The organism is Actinosynnema sp. NPDC023658 (assembly GCF_040639995.1).
Taxonomy (GTDB): Bacteria; Actinomycetota; Actinomycetes; order Mycobacteriales; family Pseudonocardiaceae; genus Actinosynnema.
The window spans coordinates 1-14,253 of sequence record NZ_JBFAAX010000132.1 but is presented as its reverse complement, the minus strand read 5'-3'; the positions used below and the strand labels follow the sequence as shown (position 1 = coordinate 14,253).

The 14,253-nt window shown below is 71.3% G+C and carries 12 protein-coding genes; 7 read left to right on the top strand and 5 right to left on the bottom strand.

Annotated features, from left to right (window positions below):
* The 3 genes from AB0G02_RS16875 to AB0G02_RS16865 all read right to left on the bottom strand — a co-directional run.
* Positions 1 to 658, bottom strand: a 658-nt coding sequence (locus AB0G02_RS16875; RefSeq protein WP_360794677.1) for an SDR family NAD(P)-dependent oxidoreductase, incomplete at its 3' end; no start/stop codon positions are given.
* A gap of 53 nt (positions 659 to 711) precedes the next feature.
* Complete coding sequence (locus AB0G02_RS16870) at positions 712 to 1,143, bottom strand: Ohr family peroxiredoxin (protein ID WP_360794674.1); 432 nt, start codon at positions 1,141 to 1,143, stop codon at positions 712 to 714.
* Positions 1,144 to 1,456: 313 nt separating this feature from the next.
* Positions 1,457 to 3,541, bottom strand: a complete 2,085-nt coding sequence (locus AB0G02_RS16865; RefSeq protein ID WP_360794671.1) for a hypothetical protein — start codon at positions 3,539 to 3,541, stop codon at positions 1,457 to 1,459.
* Between the two features lie 371 nt (positions 3,542 to 3,912).
* On the opposite strand from AB0G02_RS16865, the gene AB0G02_RS16860 reads away from it, so the two are divergent.
* Genes AB0G02_RS16860 through AB0G02_RS16850 form a run of 3 tightly spaced genes read left to right on the top strand, consistent with a single transcriptional unit; the run spans position 3,913 to position 6,541 of the window.
* Positions 3,913 to 4,740, top strand: a complete 828-nt coding sequence (locus AB0G02_RS16860; protein WP_360794668.1) for a CPBP family intramembrane glutamic endopeptidase — start codon at positions 3,913 to 3,915, stop codon at positions 4,738 to 4,740.
* Complete coding sequence (locus AB0G02_RS16855; RefSeq protein ID WP_360794665.1) at positions 4,737 to 5,885, top strand: histidine kinase; 1,149 nt, start codon at positions 4,737 to 4,739, stop codon at positions 5,883 to 5,885. Before AB0G02_RS16860 ends, AB0G02_RS16855 begins: the two co-directional genes overlap by 4 nt.
* Entirely contained in the window at positions 5,882 to 6,541 is a 660-nt protein-coding gene (locus AB0G02_RS16850) for a response regulator transcription factor (protein ID WP_360794662.1), read from the top strand. Before AB0G02_RS16855 ends, AB0G02_RS16850 begins: the two co-directional genes overlap by 4 nt.
* A gap of 205 nt (positions 6,542 to 6,746) precedes the next feature.
* Here the strand turns inward: AB0G02_RS16850 and AB0G02_RS16845 are convergent, their stop codons facing one another.
* Positions 6,747 to 7,727 carry a winged helix-turn-helix domain-containing protein gene (locus AB0G02_RS16845; protein WP_360794659.1) on the bottom strand — a complete coding sequence of 327 codons (981 nt, stop codon included), beginning with the start codon at positions 7,725 to 7,727 and terminating at the stop codon, positions 6,747 to 6,749.
* A gap of 43 nt (positions 7,728 to 7,770) precedes the next feature.
* Here AB0G02_RS16845 and AB0G02_RS16840 point away from each other — a divergent pair, with 43 nt between their 5' ends.
* The 3 genes from AB0G02_RS16840 (at position 7,771) to AB0G02_RS16830 (ending at position 11,924) form a co-directional block, all read left to right on the top strand.
* A complete protein-coding gene (locus tag AB0G02_RS16840) occupies positions 7,771 to 8,949 on the top strand; it encodes an MFS transporter (RefSeq protein ID WP_360794656.1) in 1,179 nt (392 codons plus the stop codon).
* A 108-nt stretch (positions 8,950 to 9,057) separates the two neighbouring features.
* Positions 9,058 to 9,978 (top strand): alpha/beta hydrolase, encoded by a 921-nt coding sequence (locus tag AB0G02_RS16835; RefSeq protein ID WP_360794653.1) that lies wholly within the window; start codon positions 9,058 to 9,060, stop codon positions 9,976 to 9,978.
* 527 nt (positions 9,979 to 10,505) lie between these two features.
* Positions 10,506 to 11,924, top strand: coding sequence for a non-reducing end alpha-L-arabinofuranosidase family hydrolase (locus tag AB0G02_RS16830; RefSeq protein WP_360794651.1), 1,419 nt, complete (start codon positions 10,506 to 10,508; stop codon positions 11,922 to 11,924).
* A 102-nt stretch (positions 11,925 to 12,026) separates the two neighbouring features.
* Here AB0G02_RS16830 and AB0G02_RS16825 read toward each other — a convergent pair whose 3' ends face one another.
* A complete protein-coding gene (locus AB0G02_RS16825; protein ID WP_360794648.1) occupies positions 12,027 to 13,034 on the bottom strand; it encodes a WYL domain-containing protein in 1,008 nt (335 codons plus the stop codon).
* A gap of 52 nt (positions 13,035 to 13,086) precedes the next feature.
* On the opposite strand from AB0G02_RS16825, the gene AB0G02_RS16820 reads away from it, so the two are divergent.
* Entirely contained in the window at positions 13,087 to 14,214 is a 1,128-nt protein-coding gene (locus AB0G02_RS16820; RefSeq protein ID WP_360794645.1) for an epoxide hydrolase family protein, read from the top strand.
* The last annotated feature ends 39 nt before the right edge of the window (positions 14,215 to 14,253 follow it).

Genomic DNA, 14,253 nt, shown 5'->3' with positions numbered 1-14,253 from the left:
GGAAGAACTTGGTGACGAACACCTCCCAGGCCCGGTCGCCGAAGATCGCGCGCTGCGGCTTCAGCAGGTGGGTCGGCAGGCCCAGCCGGTAGCGGATCCGCGGGTTGGGGTCCGTGATGGCCTTCTCGATGGTCTCCGCGACCTTGGCCGAGCGCACCGCCGTGCGACCGCGGCCCTTGGGCTTGTCGACCTCGCGGTAGGCGCCGTGCCAGACGACGAAGCGCTCCCAGAAGTCGGCGTACAGGTCGCTGTCGGAGTCCAGCTCCAGGTCACCGACCGTGGTCGGCTCGAAGGAGCCGAGGATCGGTGACGGCTCGATGATCGACACCTTGATGTCCCACGGCTTCACCTCCAGCCGCAGCGAGTCGCTGATGGCCTCCAGGGCGTGCTTGGTCGCCTGGTAGTAGCCGCGGCCGGGGGTGGCGAACAGGCCGAAGATCGACGACATCATGATGATCCGCCCGGACCGCTGCTCGCGCATGCCGGGCAGGACGAGCTGCGTCATCCGGGACAGGCCGAAGAAGTTCGTCTCGAACTGCCGCCGCACCTGGTCGATCGGCGTCTCACCGATCGTGCCGTTGAGGCTGTAGGCGGCGTTGTTCACCAGGACGCCGACCGCGCCGTGGTCCTCGGTGATCCGCTCGACCACGGCGGCCATCGACTCCTCGTCGGCGCCCGGTGGGGGTTGCCGGGCGCGTCCGCGCGCCGTGGTCAGGCGACGGTGGCGTCGAGGGTGACCTCGATGTTGCCGCGGGTCGCCTTGGAGTACGGGCAGAGCTGGTGGGCGCCGCGGACCAGCTCGTCGGCGGTCGCCTGGTCCACGCCCGACGCTTCCAGGTGCAGCGCCGCGCTGAGCTTGAAGTCGTTCGCGGCGGTGTCGTGGTGCAGGGTGATCTCCGCGACCACGGCGAGGTCGGTGGGGCGGACCTTCTTCTCCGCCGCCACGCGACGCACCGCGCCGACGAAGCAGGACGCCCAGCCGGCGGCGAGCAGCTGCTCGGGGTTCGTGCCGTCGCCCGAACCGCCGAAGTCCTTCGGCACGGCCAGGGTGACGTCGAGCGCGCCGTCGCCGGAGGTCGCCCGACCGCCGTTGCGGCCCTCCGCGGTGGAGGTGACGACCGCGGTGTACGTGACTTCTGACATGGTGTCCTTCTGAGTTCTCGGGGGCTGCGTTCTCGGGACGGTGTGACGGTCACCGCGGTGCTCGGACTTCACCGCGGCGACCTGATCGACCCTAGGAACGCGGCGGGTGGCGCGGCGACCGTCGGACGACGTCATGCGTGTACGTCATCGTCTCCGCGCTCTCCGGACTCACCGCGCGGCCGGGCGTTCGACTTCGCGGCCGAGCCGTGCCCGTTCTCCGCAGCCCACCTGACACGAATGCCGCACACGCGCCCGGAGGTGCGTGTGCGGCATTCGTGGTGCCGAGGGCCGGAGGTGACCGGCCCGCCCGTGACTACCCCCGCTTGGGACGGTTCGGCTGTCCCGCCTCCGGGGCCGCCACCGCACCGCGGGTGGACATGGACGCGGTCGAGGGCGACAGCATCGGGTCGAAGTAGAACGAGCCCACGACGTCCACCAGGAGGTGGCTGCGACCGCTGTTGTTGTAGACGTGGAACCCGTAGTCGGGTCCGATCATGGTCTGCACGGCGTTGGGCACGATCGCCCCCGCGGCCGGGTTCAGGTTGGACGTCTCGGGGCGGTCCACCCCGTCCAGACCCGCCGGCCACACCGTCAGGTACGTCGACGCGGTCGGCTGGACGGCGGTGATGTTGGTCGCCAGCGCCCACGTGTCGGGACCGGCGATCGAACCGGGCGCGACGATGGTCGCGGTGGTGGCCGGACCGATCGCGCCCGGCCAGCCCTGACCCAGGCGGGTGTCCGCGATCCGGCTGGGCACGGCGGGCTCGAAACGCAACCCGCCCGACAACGAGGCGTCGTCGTAGAAGCCGACGATGTCCACGATGATGTGGCTGTCCTGGCTGGTGTACACGCCGATGGACGGCCAGCCCGTCGACCCGCCGCAGTCGCTGCACGGGGTGCTGGGCACCACCGCGAAGTTCGTCGCGGTGGTGTTGGTCGCGTAGTTCAGCGTGGACGTGTTCGGCAGGCTCTGGCCGGAGCCGTTCCACGCGGTGAGGAAGCCCGGCGAGCGCGTCTCGGTGGCGGTGATGTTGACCGCGAAGGCGCGGATCTTGTAGTTGGTCGTGGAGTCCCACGACGCCGCCGCGTTGATGTAGTAGCCCGCCGGGACGCGGCCGATGCCCCACTCACGGGTGTCGGTCAGGCGCACCGGGGAGGCCAGCGGCTGGTAGTGCCCGCCCAGGTAGCCCTGGCAGCACGTGCGGCCCTTGGAGTAGTAGCCGTTGACGTCCGCGATGAGGTGGACGGGTGCGCCGTTGTTGTAGAGGTTGACCGCGCCGTCCGCGCCCACCTTCACGGTGACCGAGTTGGCCCCGGTCCAGCCGGGCGTGTAGTTCAGCGACGAGACGGTCGGCCGTGCCACGCCGGTGGGGTAGATGGAGATGTGGCCCGTGCCGCCGGGCTCGGTGGCGGTCACGTTGAGCACGACGGTCGACGCCTCGACCGGCACCCCGCCCTGACCGGTCAGCTGGAGGCGGAGCGTCTGGCCCGAACCGACCGCGACCGCCGGAGCGCCCTGGCCGGAGCGGGTGTCGAGCACGCGGTAGGGCGCGAGCGGGTAGTAGGTGCCCTTGTCGCCGCGCGCGTCGTAGCCCTCCAGCGTCAGCAGGCGCCTGACGTTGCCCCCGAGGGAGTCCTCCAGCAGGGTGAGCTGCGCCGTCTGCGTGCCCTTCCCGGTGGCCGTCGGCGTGACGGTCACCGCGCACCTCTGGCCGTAGGACAGGGTCTTGCCCGAGCAGGTGTTCCCCGTGATCCGGAAGGAGGTGCGGTTCGCGCCCGACAACGACGCCGCGCCGAAGGTCGTCGGCAGGGTGCCGTTCACCTCGACCGGGACCTCCACGGGCGTGCCCGCGCGGCCCCACGGCTGGTCACCGAACCGGAGCTGGTAGTCCCAGCTGTCGGTGGCCCGGTAGCCAAGGCCGGACTGGAACCGGATCTCGCCCTTGGCGGTGCGGTCGGCGCTGCCGCACTGCACCGAGTAGTCGGCCGCGAACGCGGTGAACCGGCCGGTGGCGTCGTCGTAGGCGGCTTCGCGGACGTTGAGCGTGCCCGAGGTCGGTCCCGCGGTCGAACACCCGCGCCCGTCACCGCTGATGTTGAACACCGTGATCGAGTCGAGCGGCGAGTAGGAGCTCGTCGTCGGGTACGACCGGCCCGCCTCGAACCGCGTCCCGTTCGGCGGCGACACGTCGAGGTGGTGCCAGTGCTGCATGCCCTCGGTGTTGCCCATCATGAACAACGCGTACCCGTTGGAGGTCTGCTGGTCGACCTGGACCGAGTTGCGGGACGCCTCGTAGGAGAAGCTGCCGTCCACGTCCCAGCCCTCGAAGTGCGCCGTCAAGGCCGTGTACGGCGCGGCGGGCGGTTCGGCGGCCGACGCGGCGGGCGCCCCGACCACCAGTGTCGTCAGGACCAGTAGCGCGGCGCAGGCTCCGGCGCCACGAGAAGTGCGCACAGCATCCCCCTGGGTGAAAGTGTGTCGGTACCGCGAGAATTCCCCCGAGTCCTGCGAAGAGTAGGGGATCCGCGCCGACGCCGGACCGTGATTGCGCGGAATCCCCGGCGGATCCGGCGGCGTGGTCCGACCGGCGCAACCGCCACCGCGCCGTCGCCCGACCGCGCTGCTCCCGAACGGGCTCCGCCTCGCTTGTCCCCCGTGCGAGCTACACGCAGATGTCCACTGCGCGGTGATGATCCCGGGGCCACTCGATCCCTAGCGTTCACCCCGTCGCGGCGCTCGGCCGCGGCCCGGGTGGAGGAGGGGTCGTCATGCGACTCGTGGTGCAGTTCCTGACCGTCGCCGTGATCGCGTTCGTCGGCAACCAGGGTGTCGTGGCGGTGCAGGGGAACCCCTGGCTCACGCTCGTGCTCGGGATCGCGACGGCGGTGCTCGCGGTGCTCGGCTACGCGTGGGCGGTGCGGCGGACCGAACGCCGCGCACCTGTGGAGGTCGGTCGGACCGGAGCCGTCGCCGCGGTCGGCCGGGGCCTGCTGATCGGTGTCGCGATGTGCGGTTCCGTGATCGCCGCCATCGCCGGGCTCGGCGGCTACGCGATCGACGGTGCCGGTTCCGCGACGGGTGCGGTGGCGTTGTTCGGCTTCATGGCCGCCGCCGCCGTGACGGAGGAGCTGCTCTTCCGCGGCGTCGTGTTCCGCCTCGTCGAAGAGCGCACCGGCACGTGGGTCGCGCTGGCGCTGACCGGCGTGCTGTTCGGGGCGTCGCACCTGCTCAACCCGCACGCCGACGCGTGGGGCGCGATCGCCATCGCGATCGAGGCCGGTTTCATGCTCGCCGCCGCCTACGCCGCCACCCGCACCCTGTGGGTGCCGATCGGGCTGCACTTCGGCTGGAACTTCGCCCTCGGCGGCATCTTCAGCGCGGAGGTGTCGGGCAACGACACCGCGAAGGGTCTGCTGGACTCGACCCTCTCCGGCCCGGACCTGGTCACCGGCGGCACGTTCGGGCCGGAGGCGAGCCTGTGCGCCGTGACGGCCGGCGCGCTGCTGACGGTCGTCTTCCTGTGGCTGGCGCACCGCCGGGGTCACCTCGTCCCGCGCCGCCGCGCGGCCCGTGCCACCGCTACGCTCGTCCCGTGATCGACGTCCGGCGGCTCCGGGACCTCTGGCGGCGGTGCGACGTCGTGGTGCGGGACGCCCCGCTCCCCCTGCTGCTGGCCGTCGTGTCGCTCCTGCCGGGCATGGAGGACTACGGGACGCAGCTCGGCGCCCTCCCGCACCGCCCCTTCGACGCACCGGCCGTCGCGGCGGTCGTGCTCCTGGCCGTCCCGCTCGTCGTGCGCCGGCGGTGGCCAGCCGCCTGCCTCCTGCTGGTGTCGCTGGGTTTCGCCGTCGACCAGCTGCACGGCGCCCACAGCTTCGCGACCATCGCGCTGCCCGTCGCGCTGCTGAGCGCGGGCGTCCACTTGGAACGGCATCGGCGGACCACCGCCGTCCTGGTGTCCGCGGCGTACGTCCCGCTGGCGGTCGCGCTCGACCGGCTCGGCGCCGGCGAGGACGTGGCGGGGTACGTGACGTTCTACCTGGCGCTGGCGATCGCGTGGTGCGCCGGGGCGTGGCTGCGGCTGTCCCGGGCGACCGAGGAGGAACGTCGGTCGCACCTCGCGGAGACCACCCGGACCGCCGAACGCACCAAGATCGCACGGGAGCTGCACGACGTCGTGACCCACCACGTGACGGCCATGGTCGTCCAGGCCGAGGCGGCGCGCTACCTGACCGCCGCCCCCGAACGCCTCGACGGGACGCTCACCGCCATCACCGACACCGGTCGCCGGGCCATCTCCGACCTGCGGCACCTGCTCGACCTGCTGAACCCCGACCACGGCGCCACCCCCCGCTCTCCCGGTGAGCTGCACACGCTCGTCGAGCAGACGCGGCAGGCCGGGCAGCCGGTCGAGTTCACCCAGGAGGGCACCGCGCAGGACCCGGCCGGCAGTGCCGAGGCCGCGGCCTACCGGGTCGTGCAGGAGGCGTTGACCAACGCGCTCAAGCACGCCCGCGGCAGCCGCACGGCGGTCGACGTCCGCCACGGCGCGGGCGGCATCACCGTCGAGGTGACCACCGAGGGGTCGACGGCGAGCACCGCGTCACCCGGCGGGGACGGGCGCGGCCTGATCGGGCTCCGCGAACGGGTCGGCGCGCTCGGCGGCGAGTTCGACGCGGGCCGGCGACCGGGCGGCGGTTTCGTCGTCCGGGCCCGCATCCCCGCGGGGCGGCCGTCGTGACCGCGCCGCTCCGGGTCCTGGTGTGCGACGACCAGGCGCTCATCCGCACCGGGTTCGCGACGATCATCGACGCCCAGCCCGATTTGGAGGTGGTGGGCGAGTGCGGTGACGGGCGGACGGCCGTCGACCTGGCCACCCGGTTGCGCCCGGACGTGGTGGTGATGGACGTGCGGATGCCGGTGCTGGACGGCATCGAGGCCACCCGGCTGCTGGCCGGCGCCGGCGTCCCGGACCCCGTCAAGGTGCTCGTGGTGACCACGTTCAACCTGGACGAGTACGTGTACGAGGCGCTGCGCGCGGGAGCGGGCGGGTTCCTGCTGAAGGACGCCCCGCCCGCCCAGCTGCTGCACGGCATCCGCACCGTCGCCACCGGCGCCGCCCTGCTGGACCCGGAGGTGACGCGGCAACTGGTGGGCAGGTACGCCACCCGCATCCGCCCCACCGGAACCGAACCACCGGACGTACCGCTGGCCCCGCGCGAACTGGAAGTCCTCCGCCTGATCGCGAACGGCCTGTCGAACAACGAGATCGCCGCCACCCTGGTCCTCAGCCAGGAGACCGTGAAGACCTACGTGTCCCGAATCCTCACCAAACTCAACCTGCGCGACCGCGTCCAAGCAGTCGTCTACGCCTACCGCCGGGGCCTGGTCACCTGACCCACCCCCACCCACCCGTCCTCGGCGCGAGCCGTACCAACAACAGCGGCCGGAGTCGCGGCTCGGCCCGCGGCTCCCCAGGGTGACGTGCTCCGACGTGAACGTCCAGTCCGCCACAGCGCACGTTGACAGGTCCGACACGCCGGCGCAGCCCATTCGTGGTTGCTCGGTGACTGATCACGAGACCTCGGAGTCCGGTGCGTGGCTAGTGCCATCGCACGAGCAGCTGCTCGCCGCGCTCGGTGAGTTGGTAGACGACGTTCCGCCCGGCGCGTGCTCGTGTCACCACGCCGGCTTCGCGCAGGACGGCCAGGTGGCTGCTCACGGTGCCCAGGGAGACTCCCAGGGCGTGGGACAGTTGGGAGCTGGTCGCCGCGTGGGCGAGTTCGCGCACGACCCGGGCGCGGCCGGGGCCGAGCAACGCGGCCAGCGAGGCGGACTCGGGTGCCGGCGCCGCCGTGCCGCGGGCGGAGTACACGAGTGCGTAGTGCGGCGGCCTCTCGCACGTCCACCACCCACCGCCGGTGGTGCGGGGGACGAAGAGCAGGCCCTCGTCGCCGATCCACCGGTCCGGGTCGTCCCGGTCGCTGAACCGGATCGCGCGGTCACCGACCCAGATCGGCCGGTCGCGCATGCTCTCCACGGTCTGCTTCCAGCCGTAGACGGCGAGCAGGCCCGCGCGGTGCATGACGTCGCGCTCCAGCACCGCCCGCCGCCGCGGCCAGTCCGGCGCGACGAACCGGTCCCAGCCCGTCCGGAACACCTCGGCCACCCGCGGGCCGAGGTCGTCGAGCGACAGCCACGCCGTGTCCTGCCGCTGCCAGCTCGCCGCCACCGAGTCCGCCGTGGTCGAACGCACCTGGTCGTCGGAGTGGGCGGCAACCTCGGCCAGCTCGTCGACGATGCGCGTGCGCATCCCACCGCCCGGCGGCACGGTCACGAAGTCGGGCAGCCACTTGGTCGCCGCGACCAGCGGTAGCAGCCCGGCGGCCACCGGGTCGCCGGCGAGCCATTCGCGGTACGCGGGCTGGTGCCGGGCGTGCCAGTCGGCGTGCCACGGATCGGGTGACGGTCGCTGGAGCGTGATCAGCGCGCCGAGCGTCTCGACGAACGGGGAGAGGGCGAACCGGCACCGGGCGAGCGCGGTCGGGCTCAGCCGCAGCAGGGTCATGGTTGCGCCTCCCATCGCAAGGTTAGCCCGCGGCGGGTGGGCTGGGCAGGCTCGCCCGGTGCTGCTCACCCCGCCGTTCCGCAGCTTCTACGTCGGCAGGCTCGTCTCGTTGCTCGGCAGTGCGATGACCCCCGTCGCGCTGGCCTTCGCCGTGCTGTCCGCGTCCGGCGAGCCGTCCGACCTGGGCGTCGTGCTGGCCGCGCAGATCGTGCCCAACCTCGTGTTGTTGCTGGTGGGAGGTGCCGTCGCGGACCGATTTCCGCGCCGGGCGGTGCTGGTGGCGGCGAACCTCGGCGCCGGCGTCACGCAGGCGGCGGTGGCCGCGGTGCTGATCAGCGGGCACTACCACCTGCCGGTGCTCGCCGGCATCGAACTGGTCAACGGCGCGTCGCAGGCGTTCGCGGCCCCGGCGTTGCGCGGCATCCTCCCCGAGCTGGTCCCGGCCGAGGACCTGCAACGCGCGAACGCCGCACTGGCAACTGCGGCCAACGCGGCCAAGACCCTGGGCCCCACCGCGGCGGGACTGGTGGCGGCCACCGTCGGCGGCGGTTGGGCGATCGCGCTCGACGCGTTCAGCTTCCTCGCCGCGGCGGCGATCCTCGGGCGGCTGCGCCTGGACGTCCCGTCCGCGGTCAGGCGGGGTCTGCTCTCCGACCTGCGGGACGGTTGGCACGTGTTCCGCGGCATCCGGTGGGTCCGGGTGACGACGGTGGCGTTCTTCGGGGTCAACCTGGTCAACGTGGGACCGTGGCAGGTCCTCGGGCCCCTGCTGACCGCGGAGCGCGGCGGGCAGGCGGCCTGGGGACTCGTGCTCAGCGCCCGCGCGGCCGGCTTGCTGGCGATGAGCGTGGTGCTGAGCCGGGTCGTGCTGCGGCGGCCGTTGCGCGCCGGGCACCTCGCGGGCGCGGTCGGCGGGCTGGGGCTGGTCGGCCTGGGGCTCGGCCTGCCCGCGCCGTGGCTGGTGGCGTGCGCGTTCGTCGCCGGGTCGGGTTTCAGCGCACTGGGCGTCACGTCGGACACGGCCGTGCAGCAGCACGTCCCGCGCGCGGCGCTCTCCCGTGTCGGCGCGTACGCGGACCTGTTGTCCTACGTGGCGATCCCGGTCGGTCAACTCCTGGTCGGACCCGCAGTCGCGCGGTGGGGCGCGGCTCCGGTCGCCCTGGTCTGCGGGCTCGGGTTCGCGGTGGCCTCGCTGGCGCCGCTGGCCGTGCGGGACGTCCGCGAACTGCGCGCATGACCGCCGAACACCATAAGCGCGCGAACCGCTCGCGGAGACGCACAGGCAGGTTCCCCCAGGCCGAAAACCCTGCACGTCCGACGCCGCAGCCGGGGCATACTCGTCCCCATGGGGGATTCTCAAGACGTCACTTTCGCCGGTGCAGGGGTGACGTTGGCCGGTGAGCTGAGCGTGCCCGACGCCGACACGCCGGTGCCCGGTGTGGTCATGGTCGGCGGTTCGGGGCCGTCGGACCGGCACAACGGCGGGCACTTCCCGGCCATCCGCGCGCACCTCGTGGACGCCGGCATCGCCGTGCTGTCCTACGACAAGCGCGGTGTCGGCGGCTCGTCCGGCGACTGGCGTGACTCGACGCTGGACGACCTGGCCGCCGACGCCGCCGAGGCACTGGACTTCCTGCGCGGTCGGACCGGCGTGCGAGCCGAGGTCACCGGGCTGTTCGGGCACAGCGAGGGCGGCGGGGTGGTCCTGCGCGCGACGACCCTGCGCGACGACGTGCCGTGGGTGGTCACCAACGGCACCCCGGGCATGGTCTACGCCGCCCAGGACCGCTACGCGGTGGCCACCTGGCTGAGGGGCGACGGGATGGACGACGACGGTGTCGCAGCCTCCCTGGCCGCGTACGACCGCGTGGTCGAAGCCGGTCGACGCGACGCCGACCTCGCCGAGGCCACCCGGCGGTTCGAGGCCGCGCCGATCCCGCCCGGGTTCGTCGAGTTCTGGTCCGATGTGGACGATCGCGAGTGGCGGTTCATCAAGCGCAAGCTGGACCACGACCCGATCCCGGACGCGCTGCGCCTGCGCTGCCCGCAGCTGGTGATCTTCGGCGGGGCGGACCAACTGGTCCCGGCCGCGGAGAGCGTCGAGCTGTTCACCGCCGCCGCCACCCACCCCGACCGGGACCGGCGGGCCACGCTGACCGTCGAGGTGTTCCCCGGCGCCAACCACCGCGTCCTCGTCGACGGCGTCCTGGCGCCCGGCTACCTCGACGCCCTGACCCGCTGGATCACCGCCCACACCAACGCGTAAGCCCCGGTTGGTCAATTGCCGCACACCGCCGGCCGGCTCCACGCCGCGCGCCGGCGGAAGAGGAATACGACCGATGCCCCGCCCGCCCATTGAGACGGACGGGTTCGAAAGGTTGACCTCAAGGCCGGGCGCACGCACTCTGAGAAGAGATCAACCGCTTAATGCCGGTAACGTCGTCGTGCCCGGAAGGTGCTAATGAAAAAGCAGAATTGTTTAGCAGCGTGATCGTGGTGACGGCGACCGCGCTGTTTCCCACCACGGCACCACCACAACGGCCACGGCGACGATGATCATGGCGTTGACCAGGCCGGAGTGGGCCATCCGGCAACGACGACCGTCCAGCGCCGATCGGCGGGCAGCCCATTCCTCCGCGCACCCGATCGCCCGACCGGATCGGCACTCGACCGATCGCGCCGACTTCTGAGCGCCGTTCTCGTCGACGACTGCGATCACGGACGACACCGGGCGGAAACTTGCGCAACTTCCACACCAGAGGAGATGTCATGTCAATGCAACGACGCAGCTTCATGACCAGATTCAGAGCGGTCAACGTCGGCGCCGCGTCGGTGAGCGCGGTGCTGCTGACCTCGGCGGCGGTCCTCGTGGCGATGCCGGCGGGCGCCGCGACCGCCGGCTGCTCGGTGAACTACGCCGTGGGGTCGCAGTGGGAGGGCGGGTTCAGCGCCTCCGTGTCCGTCACCAACCTGGGCGACCCGCTCAACGGGTGGTCGCTGACGTGGTCGTTCGGCGCCGGCCAGGCCGTGACCCAGTCGTGGAACACGTCGCTGACCCAGAGCGGTGCGGCGGTGACCGCGAAGAACGTGAGCTACAACGGCTCGGTGGCCACCGGTGGTTCGGTGTCGTTCGGCTTCAACGGGTCGTGGACCGGCAGCAACCCGAGCCCGACGAGCTTCGCCCTGAACGGCGTGGCGTGCACCGGCGGCACGACCACGACGACCACTCCGGACACCGTCACGTCCACGAGCACGACAACCACCACCACGACAACCACGACGACGACTACGACCACGCCCAACTCGTGCACCCTGCCGTCGAGCTACCGCTGGACGTCGACGGGTGCGCTGGCGAACCCGAAGTCCGGCTGGGTGTCGCTCAAGGACTTCACCCACGTCATGTACAACGGCAAGCACCTGGTCTACGCGACCACGCACGACACCGGACCCAACTGGGGCTCGATGAACTTCGGGACCTTCACGAACTGGTCCGACATGGCGTCTGCCCCGCAGAACGGCATGAGCTCCGGCACCGTCGCGCCCACGCTGTTCTACTTCGCGCCCAAGAACATCTGGGTCCTCACGTACCAGTGGGGCGCCACCGCGTTCAGCTACAAGACGTCGAACGACCCCACCAACCCGAACGGCTGGTCCTCGGCGCAGCCGCTGTTCACCGGCAGCATCTCGGGTTCCGGCACCGGTCCGATCGACCAGACCATCATCGGTGACGGCACCAACATGTACCTGTTCTTCGCCGGCGACAACGGCAAGATCTACCGCGCCAGCATGCCCATCGGGAACTTCCCCGGCAGCTTCGGGTCGTCCTACACGACGATCATGAGCGACTCGACCAACAACCTCTTCGAGGCCGTCGAGGTGTACAAGGTGCAGGGCCAGAACCAGTACCTGATGATCGTCGAGGCCATCGGCGCGAACGGCCGCTACTTCCGCTCGTTCACGTCCAGCAGCCTCAACGGCTCCTGGACCCCGCAGGCCGCCAGCGAGAGCAACCCGTTCGCGGGCAAGGCCAACAGCGGCGCCACCTGGACCAACGACATCAGCCACGGCGACCTCATCCGCACCAACCCCGACCAGACCAAGACCATCGACCCCTGCAACCTGCAGCTGCTCTACCAAGGCCGCAGCCCCAACTCCGGCGGCGACTACGGCCAGCTGCCCTACCGACCGGGCCTGCTGACCCTGCAACGCTGACCACCTGACACACGTACGCCCCGCGGGCCGGCGTTCTCACCTCATCCGGGTGAGGACGTCGGCCCGCTCGGTCACCGGCAGAATCCGGCAGTCCCGCTCGGACTACCCGACGGCGCGCAGGTAGCGCTCACCGAGCGCCCGGACGTGCTCGACCAGGCCGGGCGGCTCGGTGACGTGGAAGTCCAGGCCGAGCATCCCGACGTAGACCGCGATGATCTCCAGGCTGTCCCCGCCGGTCACGAGGACCGACGTCGACTCGTCCACCGCCTCGACCACGCCGACGGCGGGGTTGATCCGCGACAGCACATCCTGCGCCGGTGCGAGCACGGTGATCCGGACGTGCACCTTCCAGCCCGCGGTGGCCACGTCGCGCAGGACGAAGCTCGTGTAGTCCCCGCCCGGGAGGGGAGTCGGCGGGAAGCGGCGGTTGGTGGCCATCCGCAGCGAGATCCAGTCGACCCGGTAGGTGTGCCACTCGCCGGTCTCCGTGCCCCGTGCGACGAGGTACCAGTGCCGTTCCCAGCTCACCAGGCGGTACGGCTCCACCAGCACCGGCCAGTCCCCGAACGGTGCCGAGGTGTCGTTGCGCCGAGGCGTGTCGTCCTCGCGGTCGGGGCCCCGGTAGTCGAACCGGAGCAGCTCCGAGTCCCGGATCGCCGCCGCGATGGTCGTCAGCACCGCCGCGTCCACCACCGGGTCCGCCACGTTGGTGCCGGTGTTCGCCGGACCTTCCGTTACCGCGTCGTGCACCGCGGTCACCTGCCGCCGCAGCCGGTGGGGCAGCACCTGTTCGAGTTTCGACAACGCCCGGGCGGCGCTGTCCTCGATGCCCGCGACCCCGCGTCCGGCCCGCAGCCCGATCGCCACCGCGACCGCTTCCTCGTCGTCGAGCAGCAACGGGGGTAGCTTCCCCCCGGCACCCATGCGGTAGTACCCGGCGGGCCCGCGCACGGCCTCGATCGGGTAGCCCAGTTCGCGCAGCCGAGTGATGTCGTTGCGGATGGTCCGCCTGCTCACGTCCAGGCGTTCGGCCAGCTCGGAGCCCGGCCACGCCGGTCGTGACTGCATCAGCGCCAGCAGGGCGAGCAACCGGGACGAAGTTTCGAGCACCGAGGAATCATATAGGAACCTAATCGTCCTATACAGGTTCTACCGTTTGCTCATGACGAACAACGGCGAGATCCGCCCCTTCCGCATCGAGATTCCCCAGGCCGACCTGGACGACCTCGACGAGCGCCTCGCCCGGACGAGGCTGCCGCAGCCGGCGCCCACCGACGACTGGGAGTACGGCACCCCGAACAGCTACCTCGCCGAGACCGTCGACTACTGGCGGACCAAGTTCGACTGGAGCGCGCAGGAAGCGCGGATGAACGAGTTCCCCCACTACCTGACCGAGATCGACGGGCAGAACGTCCACTTCATCCACGTGCCGTCCAAAGAGGACAACGCGACCCCGCTGCTGCTCCTGCACACCTACCCGGGCTCGTTCGTCGACTTCCTCGACCTGATCGGCCCGCTCACCGACCCGGTCGCGCACGGCGGTGAGGCCGCGGACGCGTTCTCCGTCGTGGTGCCGTCGATCCCCGGCTTCGGCTACAGCATGCCGCTCACCGGTCGCGGCTGGACCATGCGGAAGGCGGCGGAGACGTTCGACGAGCTGATGCGCCGCCTCGGCTACGACTCGTACGGCTCGCACGGCAGCGACGGCGGCGCGATGATCTCCCGCGAGCTCGGGCTCATGAACCCCGAGGGCTTCCTCGGCCTGCACGTGCTGCAGCTCTTCTCGTTCCCGTCGGGCGACCCGGCGGAGTTCGAGAAGCTCGAACCGAAGGACTACGCCGCGCTCCAGCACCTCGAGTGGTTCCAGTCCGTCGGCGGCTACAACCAGATGAACGCGACCCGCCCGCAGACCATCGGGGCCGCCGTGGCCGACTCGCCGGTCGGGCAGCTCGCGTACAGCGAGCTGTTCAACAACTTCGGCAACGGGACGAGCCTCGTCACGACGGACCAGATCCTGACCCAGGTCTCGCTCTACTGGTTCACGAACACCCAGGCGACCGCCGGCCGTTACCACTTCGAAGAGGGCAGGGCGGGGCACGAGCCTGCGGTGAACTCGGCACGCACGGGCGTCGCGGTCTTCGCGGACGACTTCAAGACGATCCGGACCTTCGCCGAGCGGGACAACTCGAACATCGTGCACTGGTCGGAGTTCCCCGACGGCGGCCACTTCGCGGCCATGGAGCGCCCAACCGTCCTGGCCGAAGACCTCCGCACCTTCTTCCGCCCCTGACCCCGCCCCGATCGGCCACCTGCCACGTCGGCAGGTGGC

Excerpts from the sequence above, each read along its gene's own strand:
- AB0G02_RS16860 (WP_360794668.1), top strand. The coding sequence starts at position 3,913 with ATGCGACTCGTGGTGCAGTTCCTGACCGTCGCCGTGATCGCGTTCGTC.
- AB0G02_RS16830 (WP_360794651.1), top strand. The coding sequence starts at position 10,506 with ATGACCAGATTCAGAGCGGTCAACGTCGGCGCCGCGTCGGTGAGCGCG.
- AB0G02_RS16820 (WP_360794645.1), top strand. The coding sequence starts at position 13,087 with ATGACGAACAACGGCGAGATCCGCCCCTTCCGCATCGAGATTCCCCAG.
- AB0G02_RS16845 (WP_360794659.1), bottom strand. The coding sequence starts at position 7,727 with ATGGGAGGCGCAACCATGACCCTGCTGCGGCTGAGCCCGACCGCGCTC.
- AB0G02_RS16870 (WP_360794674.1), bottom strand. The coding sequence starts at position 1,143 with ATGTCAGAAGTCACGTACACCGCGGTCGTCACCTCCACCGCGGAGGGC.
- AB0G02_RS16835 (WP_360794653.1), top strand. The coding sequence starts at position 9,058 with ATGGGGGATTCTCAAGACGTCACTTTCGCCGGTGCAGGGGTGACGTTG.